Here is a 13,266-nt window from a genome sequence, read left to right as displayed (position 1 = left end):
ACTTCATGCTCGGTCAGGGATCCGTCGGTGATACCCCACGACACGAGAGGCAGTTCGCGGTCCTCGAGGGCGTTGAGGACCAGGTTGTAAAAGCGCGCCAGCGCAGGTGAGATCACGCTCGCCTCCTTCGGACTTCCAGGTCGCCATCGAGTTGGCACTGGCGCAGCAGCGCGATTTCTGCGTCGGTGATGTCCTTCAGTAGCTGCGAGGTACCAGATGCCAGGCGGTCCAGGAGTGTCTGCAGTTCCGGCGGGGGGGCCGGGGCGGTGCTGAGCAGTTCGGCCAGCTCAGCATGCGCGTTGGCAAACAGGGTGATCGCTGATGCATCGACTTCTGCGGTCCGGGCGGCTTTGACGAGGTCCTGGTGCAGTGACTTCGCTCGGCTCTGCTCGCCGATGGAGAGCATGACTTGCCGGGCCAGTTCCAGTCCGGCCAGTTGCGTCTGCGTCCACTGCCGCCAGGCCTCCTGACTGTCCCGGGCGATGCGCTCTACCGTTTTTTGTACTGCGGTCGATGCGCGAGTGAAGGCCGCGTTGGGGGGCAAGCCGCCGCCCTCGCACTGACGGGAGAATGCCGCCAGCCCGGAGTCGACTCCGGACAGGTCGATGTCCGGGCTTGCGGGTTGCATCATCAGCGAGCGGGCGATACGGAGGTGGCGCTGCAAGGTGACCAGGTGGGTCCGCAAGACGATGATGCGTTCGCTGATGCGCCGCGCTTCCTCCTCTCCCTTGGCTCCCTCGTTGAGACGGCGTGCTTCAGCCTGAAGGCGTTCTGCCTTTTGCAGGACAGACAGGGGCCCGCTCATCGGTCTTCTCCCTCTACGTTCAGCGCCTGCCACTCGGTCAGAATGTCCTGAACTGCCCGGGCGGCTTCGTCGCCGTGGGAGTTGGTTCGAGATTCTGCGTGGTCCAAGGCAGCGGTCAGCCACGTGTCGCTGGCCACGAGAAACTCCCGCACGACCTGCACGGTTGCGCCGCGGTCTCGCGCGGCAGCAGTGATGGATGCCGCGTGGCGCGCAGCATCGGTGGCGTCTGAATCGTCGACTTTACGCAGGTCGTCCTCGAGTTGGTTGAGGATCTTCCAGTCGACGTCGCGGGCACCTTTCAGCAACTCGGTGATCTGCTTGAAGGTTGCCCGAGGGATCGAGATGCTCGCGTCCTCGGCGGCCGCGAGGGCGTCGCGTACTGCGGCCAGGACCTGCGCGGAAGTAGTACCGCGCGGATGATGCTGGCGAATGACGTCGAACTGATCGCGCAGGGAGGCGTTTTGGTTGTTGACGACGTCGATCCAGTTGGCGAAGTTCTTGACGGCCGGCTTCACGTGGTCCGGCGGCGGTTCCTTCCCTTCCATCTGCCAGTCCCACTGTGTGCACGCCTGACGCAACAGCGGCAGAGTTCGGGCAGCGTCGATCAGGCGCGGTTGCCCGTTGCCCTGAGCCACGCCCAGTGCGTTGCGAAGCCATTCGACCAGGGCGGGCCTGTTGGGGAGGTGGGACTCCAGCAGTTTGTTCCATGCAGGATCGCGGTCGGCTGCGTCCTGACGCTTCCATGAACGCCCGTCATGGAAGGCTGCCGCCAAGAGGTCGGCCTCGTCCATGCCAGGCCATGCAACACCAGCCAACGCAGCACCGATGAGCGAAGCCCTCAGTCCGAGGACCAGTTCGTCGTCGGTGATCTGCAGGCTTGTTTGCAGGGCCGTCGTAAAAGACGCAGCGTAGCGGTCTGCGTCGGCACTCAACCGGCGTACATGCTCTGCTCGTTGCGCGGGGCGGCCGTTCTTCATCAGCAGGATGCTGTGCAGGTAACGACTGTTTCGCGCGGTCCGCTTGATACGAATGGGTGCGGTCGCAGCGCCGACCAGGTTTTCCGTTGCCCCTTCGATGGAGACCACACGGGCGTTGACGGGCCACACGGCGCGGGCGGTGGTTTGAGATTGTTCCGGCATCAAGGGATCGATCCAGCGGTAGCGCTGGACGACCGCGCCGATGAGTGCGGTGCGCAGCTCCGAAGCAACGGACTGCAGGAGCACCTGGTCTCGAGTGAGCCAGTCATCCACTGCCTTGAGCTTGGCCAGAAGCGATGGTAGAAGGTCTGATTCAGCGGAGACAGGAGCGGTCGTCGTCGGCGTGCTGGTGACGGTGCTCCTCTTGTCCCCTTCAGCTTTTACCTGGGCTTTCGGCGTCTGTTTGATCGCTGTGCTGTCGCCAGAGAAGGTGCGGTGTTCCAAGGCGAAGGCGTCGATGACGGCGTTGGGCAGGGCGTCGGCGTGGGTGGGTGCGTTTCCCCAAAATTCCAGGACAAGCTTGCGGCGGGCGGCATCCAGGTGGTCCTCAGCCTCGACCACTTCCTGCACTTCGGCAGGCAGTGGGTCATCAACGGCTGCTGTAGGGAACTGAGAACGGAAGCGGGCGTCGGGGAAGGATCCTTCCTTGAGCGCGGTCGCGTGCTCGACCAGGACAGGACGGATCACGCTTCCCAAAACGGTGCGGGGGACAAACGCGTAAGGGTCGCTGCGTGGGGCAGTGGCGTGGATGGTGCGCACCAGCGCAGACTCGTTGAAGGGATAGAGCCCAAAGCCCTGGGAGGTTGCCCCGAACTGCTCGTGGCATTGGGTGATCAGGGGGCAGGATTCGCAGTGGTTGGTGACCTGTCCGTCGTCCGCGCTTTCCAGGGCGTCCCGTCCAAGGCGGGCGGCGTTCAGATACCGCCCGACGAACGAGGCGATCTCTTCCTCGCCTTGGTCGTCCTGGGTGAAGGGCACGTTGAGGTTGTAGACGTAGCCGGTTGTTGCCCGCACGCGGGTCAGGGCAGTTTCCGGCAGGTCCTTGAAGTAACCCGTGGTGACAGCCATGAGGGTGCGGATGGGCGCCAGGCTTGCGCTGCCAAAGCGGTTGCCCGCCTCGATGACCGCATCGAGAAGATCTTTCTGGACACCCTGAATGAGTGCAAAGTCTTCGATCAGCAAAACGATCTCTTTGCCCTCGCGGGCGTACTCCCGCCGCACCTTGAGCATGGCGTCCTGCAGGCGGCCGGAGCCCAGGCTGGCTACCTGCTTGACGGCCGTTTCCAAGTGCTGGTTCAGCAGGTCAACGGCAGCCTGCTGCAGGAGGGGGTTACCCGAGATCGCGCCGACCAGTTTGATCGTGATCTGGGCGGCCTGGTGGAGATCGAGCAGGTCGGTCGGTAGATCGTCGATAGTGAAGGCCATGGGACGGTCTGGTTCGCCACCCGCGCGGTCATGAAGCAGCTGCTCTGCCAGTTCGGTGATGAACTTGCCCTGGGCGAGCATGGAGGCACTCACGTGGGGGTCTTGCAAGATGACGGTCAGGCCGCGGGGGCCGGCCAGGGGGCGGGCGTGCTGCGGAACGTCGCGGACTGTGGTGGCGGCCAGGGATTCACTCAGTGCGTTGACCAGTCGCCTGCTGAGCGTGGCGACGTCCATGCTGTCGGTGAAGCGATGGATGTCGTCGCGCAGTTTGGCCAGGTTGCCGTCCTGGACGCCGGCGAGGAGGGCGTCGATGACGGCCCGCAGACTCGTCTTGGCCTTTTCCAGGTAGATGACCTTGCGCTTGGCCGAGTCGGGCAGCGTTTCGCCTACCCAGCGCACCAGGTGGGACTTTCCCGTGCCGGAGTCACCCACAATCGGCACCAAAAGTGCACCGGTGTCGGATTTCAGTGCAAGGAACTCATCGCGGACGGTTTTCTCGTCGACCAGGGCGCCGGCGGCCAAAACGGAGCGCCCGTCCAGGCGGGAGCGGCGGATACGCAGCGGTGCATGCGTGGCCAGGAAGACCGCTCGGGAAGGGCTGACTGCTTCGGTGTTGATCGTCGCAGCTGCCGTTTCAGGCTTCCAGCACAAAAAGCCGCGAAGGTCAGCCATTCTGGTCCTCCGAGATGACGATGTCGGACACGTAGTGCGAGGGGCGGTCGGGGTCGTGAAGGCTCAGGATGCGCTGCGCATCGGCATCTTGCTGCAGAACGAGCCAGCCCTCGTCTTCACCGCGCAGGAGAGCAAAGGACAAGGCAGGGCCAGCCGATCGTGCTCCTGGGTCGGGGATTCCCAAGGCCGTGGCGTACTCACCGCCGGGAAGCACCGGTAGGGCTGTGCGCAGGGCCTGGGCGGCGTCAACGGCGTTGACGCGTTCCCCGATCCCCCACATCGTCAGCATGGTCTGTTTGATGGCTGCCGTGCAGTCCGGCGACAGGGGCCCCTTGCCCGAGGTGGGCAGCAAGGGAGTCGCTCCGAAGCCCAGGGCGGGGGCCCAGTGCACGAAGCGATTCCAGCGGGTGTCATTTTTGGAAGCGGTGCCCGCTTCGGGGTTGAGGTCGACAGACTGCTCAAGCTGAGCGATATCCCAAGTGGCGGCTTCGCCCAGGGGGTCTCGGGACAAGAACCACACGAGCGTACGGGTCAGGTCCCGCGGACCGGTCTGCGAAGGATCCTGGGCCAGTCCCGCATTGAGGTCACTGTCCAAGACAGCACGGCGAAGGCAGGCAGCGAACGCGGCGAAGTCCGTGCCGTCCACGCTCACAGCATGTCCAGCGAGCCGGATGTGGTTGTCTTCCTCTGCGATCAGCCCCAGGTCCCGCAGGGTGCGTACGGTTTGATCGAAGGTCTTGTTCTCCTTTCCCTCGGTGAGCGAGGGCGGAGCCAAGAACGACCGTGCCCGGTCGACGGGCAGTGGTCTGCCTTCTGCGGCAAGCAGTCGAACCACGGCCCACATAAAGGGTGGTACCGAGGCTTCCACATTCAGCAGGGCCATCAGAAAGACTCCAGGGCAGTACGTACCCACAGGTGGGCGCGGTGGATGGCAATGAGAGGGGCTTTGGGGCGGTCCGGATGCGTCAGGGACCGGGGATGCAGCAGGTACGTCACATCCTGGGACTCAAAACGCATCGCCGCTTCCGGCCCCATGACGGAATCCTCCGGGTCCATGAGCCAGACCAGGGGGTTGGTGTAGCGGTCGAGGAGGTCTCCATCGGAGTCCACGATGAGGGGATGCGGGCGCACGTCGCGCTGCAGTCGTCGGGTGGAAAGGCGGCTGATTCCCGGACCGCCCACGGCCAACATCCCCCGTGCCGCCAACCGCTCGAGCAGTTCGGGTATGAGGTCGTTGAACTCTTGTTGGGTTTCCCAGTAGATGGAAAGACACGAAAGGTCTGTCCTGAAGCGCTGCAGGGGATCTGCGCTGCTGGTGGGCCAGGACGGCACCGGGGGCCGGGGTTCCACGGCCAGTCGGTAGTAGCCGGCAGCACTCCCGCGCGCGGGGCCGTTCTTACGGCAGTGCGGGCACCCGCGGCAGGTGACTGCAGTGGGCAAGGTGCCCCCCTGGTACGGCACGCGATAATGCTCTGCCAGTGCCTCGCCCCAGCAGCGTTCACTGCGCAAAATGGTGCGCAGTCGCCCGCCCGCACTGTGCTGGTCGGCGATGATCTGCTGACGCACCTGGTTGAAGTGGGCGCCAAAGTAGTCAAGGTCATTGGTTTGGCCGTCGGCGAGGATGATGTCGAACTGCTTGCCCAGTGCGGCATAGAACGCATCGGATCGCTGCTGCCAGGCTGCGTCGGTTTCCTCAGGTGCGCGCACAGGCGGCTCAGGGATGGTCACCGTGATCAGGCCGGCTCTGACCATCAGGTTGAGGATGCGTTCGTTCCAGGTGCGATGTTGGTTGAAGCCTTCGTGCATATCGGCGGGCAGGGAATCAAGGCTGATCCGGTAGGCGCCGCTGGGGGTGCGAATGCGGTCGCGCCACATGGCCCGCCATCGTTTCCAGGCACGCTTGGTCGTCAGTTGCGGATCGCGGTTGAGGCGTTCGGCCAACTCCTCATCGCCGGGGGCGGTGGCCATGTAGGCGATGCAGGGGTTGCCGTCGCGCCCTGCGCGGCCGACTTCCTGGTAGTAGCGATCGGTGGTTTCCGGCAGGCAGGCGTGAACGACGGTGCGTACGTCGGCGAGGTCGACTCCCAGACCAAAGGCTGAGGTGCCGACGACCACGTCAAACCGGGTCGGGCTGGGCCCGGCAGGCGTGGAGCCCGCCCAGCCTTCCAGGGCAGCACGACGATCATCGTCCTTGGAGTCGCCGGTCACCTGGGTCACGCGGCGGAAGCCCACTGAGCGAAGCCGCTCAGCCCAGGCTTCGGCGTCCTTGACGCGCGTCGTGTACAGCGCCAGCGGCTTGGGCAGCATGGCGACGGCCTCGATGACGGCTTCCTGCCGCGTTTCCGGGTCCGGGCAGGTGTCGACGTAGTAGCTGGGCTCGTGGCGCAGTTGCGCCGCCCAGACCACCTGCGCCTGTCCTGGTTCGGCAAACAGTTGTTCCAGGAGGATGACCTGGCGGCTGGTGAGGGTGGCGCTCATGGCCACGGTCACCGGGGCCTGCCCTGCGGGGGCCTTGTGCAGCCAGGTGCGCCGGTGGCTGGCCATGGTTTGAAAATCGGGCCGAAAGCCTGTGCCCCACTGCTCGACCAGGTGTGCTTCATCGATGATGAAGTACTGCAGCAGTCCCGCCTCGGCAGCATCCTCCAGCGGCTTCTTCAGCGCCGTCACCACTGCTTCGGGCGAGGTGAACAGCAGGCGCTGGCGGCCGGTGCGGACGTCGTCGCAGATCTGCTGCTTGACCTCCTGCGGCAGGCCGCTGGTGTAGGCGTAGCGTCCGGTCGGGCTTCGTTTGCCTTGCCGTTCAAGGGTGGCTTGCGTTCTGGCTTCCATGTCCAGGGCCAGGATGACGGTGGGCACGACCAAAACGGACACGCCCCCGCGGGCACCGGCCAGCAGGGCTGAAGCCTGTGCGACCGCGGTCTTGCCGTGTCCGGTGGGCAGGCACGCGATCGTCGTGGTGCCGGCGGGGGCGAGTGCGACCGCTCGGGCCGCCTGCTGCTGTCCGACGGAGACGTACTCCTGGTATCCCAAGGCCTCGTGCCAAAAGGGATCGGCAGGCTGAGGTTCAAGGTGTCGCCGGAGCGGCGAGTCCTCTCCGAGGTAGACCTGTTCCAGATCCTTTTGAGCGCTGTCTTGTGCTTCGGGCGTCAGCGCTCGCGGGTGCCACGGTTGGGCGAAGACCCGCAGGCCTCGCGCGGTTGGAAGGGTCCGGCAGGCCATCTGTTCCCACTGCTCGCGGCTGGGCAGTGCCGGATCCAGGGGGACGTCGAGTCCGGTGTGGTTTCCCCTGACGGCAGCCTCCAGCAGCACCTGGCGGGTCAGCGCCGCAATGTCGCGCCAGGCGACCGCCTGGGTGTGCTGTGCCGCCTGGTCGGCCAGGGCGTCCTGCAGCCGTCGCAGGGTGCCGGCAGCCGGCTTCGACGGTATCTGGGGCCATGCGGCAAACAATTCCTGGGCCTGCGCCCACGCATCACTCATGGTGCTCCGCCTTCCGGAAGCCGCCGCGCACGATGCAGGTGGCAGCCACCACGCGCACCGAGGGGCGGATGAGCCCCTCCACGAGATCGCCTGCCACGGCAACATCCAGCAGATAGCTCTCGGTATCCCCCAGCAGATGACCGGCTGCCTGGCGCGCCTGGGCCTGGGCGGTTGCGACGGCGAGTTGCTGGCGTGCCTGCTCCTGCGCCGTGGTGCACCTGCTCACGAGGTCGGTCGCCTGGAACAGGTGGGCCCGGGCCGCGCCCTCGGCCGCTTGTGCCGCATGCCGGTACTCCTGCCAGCCACCGAACACAGCCAGCAGTTGGCCCTGGTTGGTGACGTTGTAGTTCTGATCTCTCTTCGTTTCCTTGCCGTCCTTGTCCTTGCCGTAGGGGGCATTCAGCCAGGCGCAGACCGCCGGGTCGGCCAGAGCCGTGGGGTGCCCCGCGCGCGTCCACACCTTGAGGGTGAACGGGGGCATGAGGCGATCAGCCTGACGCCTCAGCGCGCGCCGGGCCTCCGGTACGTCTTCGAGGCGGCGCAGTGCGGCACTGATGTCCGCTTCCACGAGATACTCGAGTCCGAAGTAGGCCTCATCGGCTCCGCGACAGGCGGGGTCGAAGCGGCGGAAAGCTGTGGCCTGACCGCATTCATCGGTGAAGACGATGTCGGCGAGCAGGTCCACGAAGGGGTTGCCCGCGCGAAACAGCCTGGTTCCCGGGGCCCGCAACGCGGTGGACCGGTTGAAGACTCCCTGCGTCATGTCGGCATGCATGCGCTCGGCAGCTGCTTTGTAGCGGCGTGGGTCGGTCAGCGGGCGTGAGGAAGCAACGTCGAAGTAATCGCGCTGGTGGCCTGCGACGGTACGCGTGCCGTGCCGGAAGCCCAGGCCGCCGTTGTTTCGGTCGGCGTAGTGCACCAGGTCCGTCCGCAGACGTGGCCAGTCTTGTTCCAGGCGATCCAGGGCGGCAGCAATCTGCCGTGTCTGCTCCGACGCCTCATGTACGGACTCCAGCATGTCCATGGTGTCGATATCCCGCTTGGCCTGGCGCAGTTCTTCGCGGATGCTGGGCGCCAGCGAGGTCAGCCGCCCCGGACCGTCGACGAGGGCTTGCCCCCACACACCGGGCAGCCCATCAGCAATGATGTCCTGCAGGGTAGAGACAGATGCGGTGAACAGGTCGTATCCCTCGTGCAGCACACGCGCCCACGCGCCGCAAAACGCCTCATCGCCTTCGCGGTCGCCCACACGGAACTGCTGCGCCGGCCGGTTTTGGCGCAGCGATTCCACCCCGCGGTAGCGGTCCACGCGTCCGATCCGCTGCTCCAACCGGTTGGGAGACCACGGCAGTCGCACGTGCACCACCGTGTCGGCGAGTTGCAGGTTCAGCCCGTCCTCGGCGGATGCGTCAACGACAAGGATCTGGGACTTCGTGGTGTCGCCTGCCGTGCGCCAAGCCAGCACGGCCTGCTCGCAGGCGTCCGATCCGACGTCGAGGGTGTGCAGGCCCACGACGGCCGCGGGTGCCTGCTCGCGCAGCGCATCGGCGACCTGCCCGGCCAGGCTTCCAGGGCCGCAGAAGATCACCGCCCTGGTTCCGGGGCGGACCACCGACAGCAGCGCCTTAGCCAGGACCGTACGGGCCGATACACCGGAGTGGTCGGCGTACTCCTGAATGTAGGCGTCCAGCAGGTCACTCTCGCCGGGCACCGGGGCCGGCGCGGCAAGGTAGCCGCGTTCCTGATCGGTGAGTCCTGCCTGGTCGGCGGCTCGACTGTCGTGGTGCACGCGCCAGCGCAAGGCAGAGAGCACGTCCTTGAACAGGGCCCCGGCCCGTGAGGCGAGTACCGCCAGCGCCATGCCGTAGGCGGTCTGCTGGGTTTCGTCGGCTTCGGTGTCCAGCAGGTGATCAGCGATCAGGGTGCGCCATTGCAGCAGCAGCGCCTGGGCCAACTGGTGTTCCCCGGATTCCACCGCGAGCAGGCGCGGGCGGGTACGTCCCCGCACTTCGTAGGGCACCAGGTCCGATGCTTCGTCGTCGCGCAGCACGGAGGCGCGGCGGTGGCGGATCACTCGTCGGTGCAGGCGGTAGGTCTCACTGAGGTGAGCCCTCAGTGCCTCGACGCGCACTTCCAGTTCCGGGGCCTGCTCCTCGTCCGCCAGTTCGTCGTCGTCGGTGAGCAGCGCCAGCACCTCGGTGGCCAGACCGTCGAAGTGGCCATCGTGGGGCACCAACTCACGCAGGTTGTGGATGGTCATCGGCAGCAGTGCCGGGAAGTAGGCATCCAACTGGAAGGCGCCGTCGGCGAAGTCTTTGCGCCGCCGGTAGCGCTCTTCGAAGGCGGCACGGTCGTCCCAGCGGTACAGGTGTTTATCCAGGAGGTGCAGCAGGCCCAGGTGGGTGACGTAATGCGAGGTCACCGGGGTGGCCGACAACAGCAGCAGGCGCGTGGCCGAGTGGGCGATGCCGCACAGTTCGCGGTAGGGCGACTGCGTCGGCTCGGTGATCGTCTGGACGAGAAGGTGCGCCTCATCGACGATCAGCAGGTCAGCGTCGCGGTAGGTAGCCCACTTGTCGGGGGTGTCGTGAGCGGTGAAGGTGATGCGTGCTTCGGGGAAGTCATCGATGAAGAACTTCTCCAGCATTTCGCTGCGCCATTGCCTGACCAGGGGCGCCGGCGCGAGCACGACAACTCGCGCGCGAGGGTTGTCGATCAGCGTCTGGCGAAAGATGTAGCCGGCTTGGACGGTTTTGCCCAGGCCCACCTCATCGGCCAGCAGGTAGCGCTGCACGGGGTCGGAAAGGACGGTCAGCGCGGCCTGGATCTGATGGGGGTAGATCTCGGCAGCAGAAGACAGCAGGGCCGGGATACTTCCGCTGGCGCCGCGCTGGGCGATGAGGCCGTGCAGCATCGGCAGGCGGGCATCGTGGAAGTAGCCGGATTCGTTGCCTCCCGCGCCCAGTGTTGCCACCGGGTTCCTCACGGGCTGGTCCCAGCGCACGTGCAACTCTGTCGTGCGCACCGGCGGATGCACGTTCGGATGATTGGGGAACCGGACGTAGTACACACCTGGGTCGCTCCCCTGAACCCGCCCCACGAACCAGACGCCCGTGCTCGGGTCACGCCGATACACGCGGGTCTGGTCGGGCAGGCTGACCGGCGTGCACAGGTGCGCAGCCACCCACTGCGTGTGAACAACCGGTTCCGCTATCGACTCGAAGAAGTCGACCTTGACGTTGTCGCCCTCGACTGCCGTGACACGCCCAACCCCCGGAGAACCGACAAACCGAACAAAATTCCCCACCCTTGGCCTTGACATCACACTTCCTTCACGGGGCGCTCGCATCCGGCAGGCTGAAGCGTAAACGGCACCTCTGACAGTCACCCCGCCCGGGGATGCCAATCCGGTCTGCGATCACGAGAGTAGGGTCTCCGCCTTAGGGTGGTTTGTGCCGTCTCACGCCGCCCCTCCCTTGTGTCGACGTTCACTCACGCTAGCGGTGATCACGCCATTCGTGGTCTCTCTGATCGGGTTGGCCGCTCGTAACGTGCCGCAGGACGCCGGGCGGGCCGACTCGAGTACTTCCTGCCGCCCGCAAAAGCTGGCCCTCTTTGGGTGTGTCGACCTGCCCGGTGTCCGTTCGCGGCTTGACTCAACAGAGGCATGAGCATCGGCCACCCCACGCTTCTCGAAGTCGGGATGTCACCTGCGGATTCCACTGACCCGACGTCCGAGAGAGAGGACCGCCGATGATGCTGATCGGTATCGATCCGCACAAGTCGACCCACACGGCCACGGCCGTGGATCCCGAGACCAACCGTGATCTGGCATCGATCCGCATCGACGTGACGCTCTAGGAGTACCAGCACATGCTGGACTGGGATGCCAGTGGCTCGAGCGGCGATGGGCCGTCGAGAACGCCAGGGGCCTGGGACGCCATCTGACTTCATGGCTGCTTGCCCGGGGGCAATGCACCAGAACGACTGGTCGCGCGCCGAGTCGTTCGCCGAACGGGCCGTTAACCTGCTGGACGACGCGTTCACCCGGGCCGCCTGCGGCACCATCCTGATCAACAAGGCCGATTTCTTCGCTAGCCAGAGCGACAACCGGCGGCAGGAATTCCTCCAGCGCGGGAATAAGCACTTCGAGGTGGCCTCCCTCGGACCGGGCGATGTCGCTGGCGGAGAGCGTCACGGAGTGCGACGTCCCGGAATAGCCCACGCCGATCGCCGAGTTGCTTCACGAGCGGAAGCTGATCTACAGCGGCCTGCGCCTGGACCTCCGATACGACCTGGCACTGGACTCGGTCCGCCGAGCCGACGTGCTGTCCCGCCGATGGAGAAACCTGTCGGAGTAGGGCCTCCCCGCTGAAGGTCCAAGGGGTCGACTCCCGACGGAGTCGGCCCCTTGGGTCTGAGTTGGAGCGCCCTCATCACTCCCGGCTCCGCTCACCATCCATGCGCCGAGCGTGGAATACCGGCACTGCCGTGCTCGTGACGGCCGCAATCAATAGGGTTGCCCGCGGAAGGCTGGTTCGCGAAGGACTTGGATCGCCTCCCTGTGGCACCCCCGCCCCACCGATCTGATCGATGCGGCATCCGCCTACCGGGACCTCACAATGAGGCTCCGTAAGGACCCCGAGACCGGCGTCCCGCACTACTGGGTGCATCGAGGACAGGGCCCACCGTGCGGAAAGGCGCATGCAACGCAGCGCACATTACGGCCAGCGCAGCGCGAACTGCTATCGATTGGTGCATGGCACGACGGCGTCCTGTACTGATGCCTTGGAGCCGGTCCCCGCAGCGGGCACCCCAGCGCTGGGGTGCGTGCGTACAAGCCGGGGGCGTTTTGAAATCCCGGGTGGCCCGTTTCGGAGGCGTCCGCGTTAAGGCGCTGACCTGGGCCTGGAGCGTTTTCGACAGATCCCACGAAGGCCGGGGCCTGGTGAGGCCTCGGAGAAGACCTGGAGTGGATCTTCGGCGAGGTCGACCAGCCCGCTGGTCGGGCGGCTCGCGCTGTTCCGCGTGGCGCTGCCTGTGCGCGGAGCAGGGCGGGCTGATGTCCGACCATGGACAGCCTAGCGGATGCGGGCACGTGCCGAGCTGCTGTGGGGTGCTGTCGCAGCGGCCGGCCGGTGGCACGATGCTGCATGGCACCTTGGGGACAGCGGGGCAACACAGGAGATGAGAGGCCTGATCGGGAGTGGCCACGAGCGGCCACACGCGGCCTGACCTCTTTGTGCAATGCGGCAGGTACAGACAGCCGAACCGGCGCGGGACAGAATTTCTTCCGGACAGACAGAGCGAAGAGAATTCCCGGAAAAAGGGAAGTCCTTCGATCCACTTCTTCGGAAAGGCTTCCCCCGTGAAGAATCCCGTTTCCATCGCTGCTCGTACCCTCATCGGCGTCGCCGCATTCGCCGCCGTCACCGTGCCCCTGGGGGGCACCGCCGCGGCCGCCACCGTGCCGGGTTCGCAGGTCAGCGTGTCGGTGACGGGAACCTCCGACGAGGGGGGCGACGGCTTCGGGTGGGGCGTCGTCGGAAAGTGACGGCCCGCCGGCCGTGTACGCAGTCGTCGCCGTCGTGAAATCACGCGACGGCCGGCGGGAGCCGGGCATCGACTGCGCTTCGTTGACCGATGCGTTCTGGGCGCACACGCAACACCATGACCGCCTGGAACACGTACGGATATCCCGTTCCGCCCAAGGGCTCTCCGTCACCCTCTTCCTTCAGGGAAGGACCGAGCGGGACGCGACGACTTCGGGACTCGCGCTCTGCCGGCGCGTGGTGCGGCTCGTCCCCGCGCTCGACGCCTGGCACGTGGAGTCCTGCAACCCCTGGCACGGGCGGAGTTGAGCGGCGGCCGTACGAGACGCGGCCGATCCCGTGCCCCACGCACCCACCT

The 13,266-nt window shown here is 66.0% G+C and carries 7 protein-coding genes; 2 read left to right on the top strand and 5 right to left on the bottom strand.

Annotated features, from left to right (window positions below; all coding sequences use genetic code 11):
* Positions 1-112: 112 nt before the first annotated feature.
* Genes D6270_RS13610 through dpdE form a run of 5 tightly spaced genes read right to left on the bottom strand, consistent with a single transcriptional unit; the run spans position 113 to position 10,678 of the window.
* Complete coding sequence (locus D6270_RS13610; RefSeq protein WP_109165149.1) at positions 113-805, bottom strand: hypothetical protein; 693 nt, start codon at positions 803-805, stop codon at positions 113-115.
* Positions 802-3,879 (bottom strand): protein DpdH, encoded by a 3,078-nt coding sequence (gene dpdH / locus D6270_RS13605; RefSeq protein WP_109165150.1) that lies wholly within the window; start codon positions 3,877-3,879, stop codon positions 802-804. The genes D6270_RS13610 and dpdH overlap by 4 nt, the downstream gene beginning before the upstream one ends.
* Complete coding sequence (dpdG, locus tag D6270_RS13600) at positions 3,872-4,762, bottom strand: protein DpdG (protein WP_109165151.1); 891 nt, start codon at positions 4,760-4,762, stop codon at positions 3,872-3,874. Before dpdG ends, dpdH begins: the two co-directional genes overlap by 8 nt.
* Complete coding sequence (dpdF, locus tag D6270_RS13595) at positions 4,762-7,356, bottom strand: protein DpdF (RefSeq protein ID WP_109165152.1); 2,595 nt, start codon at positions 7,354-7,356, stop codon at positions 4,762-4,764. The genes dpdG and dpdF overlap by 1 nt, the downstream gene beginning before the upstream one ends.
* Positions 7,349-10,678, bottom strand: coding sequence for a protein DpdE (gene dpdE / locus D6270_RS13590; RefSeq protein ID WP_109165153.1), 3,330 nt, complete (start codon positions 10,676-10,678; stop codon positions 7,349-7,351). The genes dpdF and dpdE overlap by 8 nt, the downstream gene beginning before the upstream one ends.
* 2,046 nt (positions 10,679-12,724) lie before the next feature.
* Between dpdE and D6270_RS13580 the strand changes: the two genes are divergently transcribed.
* Positions 12,725-12,910, top strand: coding sequence for a hypothetical protein (locus D6270_RS13580; protein WP_109165154.1), 186 nt, complete (start codon positions 12,725-12,727; stop codon positions 12,908-12,910).
* A gap of 13 nt (positions 12,911-12,923) precedes the next feature.
* On the top strand, positions 12,924-13,217 hold the full coding sequence (locus tag D6270_RS13575; protein WP_109165155.1) for a hypothetical protein: 294 nt from the start codon (positions 12,924-12,926) through the stop codon (positions 13,215-13,217).
* The last annotated feature ends 49 nt before the right edge of the window (positions 13,218-13,266 follow it).

Source organism: Streptomyces griseus subsp. griseus (assembly GCF_003610995.1).
In the GTDB taxonomy this organism is placed as follows: Bacteria; Actinomycetota; Actinomycetes; order Streptomycetales; family Streptomycetaceae; genus Streptomyces.
The sequence above is the reverse complement of the archived record's forward strand: the minus strand, read 5'-3'. Positions and strand labels throughout refer to the sequence as shown.

Bases quoted from the DNA above. Each gene is read 5' to 3' on its own strand.
- dpdG (WP_109165151.1), bottom strand. From the start codon at position 4,762: ATGGCCCTGCTGAATGTGGAAGCCTCGGTACCACCCTTTATGTGGGCC.
- dpdH (WP_109165150.1), bottom strand. From the start codon at position 3,879: ATGGCTGACCTTCGCGGCTTTTTGTGCTGGAAGCCTGAAACGGCAGCT.
- D6270_RS13610 (WP_109165149.1), bottom strand. From the start codon at position 805: ATGAGCGGGCCCCTGTCTGTCCTGCAAAAGGCAGAACGCCTTCAGGCT.
- dpdF (WP_109165152.1), bottom strand. From the start codon at position 7,356: ATGAGTGATGCGTGGGCGCAGGCCCAGGAATTGTTTGCCGCATGGCCC.
- dpdE (WP_109165153.1), bottom strand. From the start codon at position 10,678: ATGTCAAGGCCAAGGGTGGGGAATTTTGTTCGGTTTGTCGGTTCTCCG.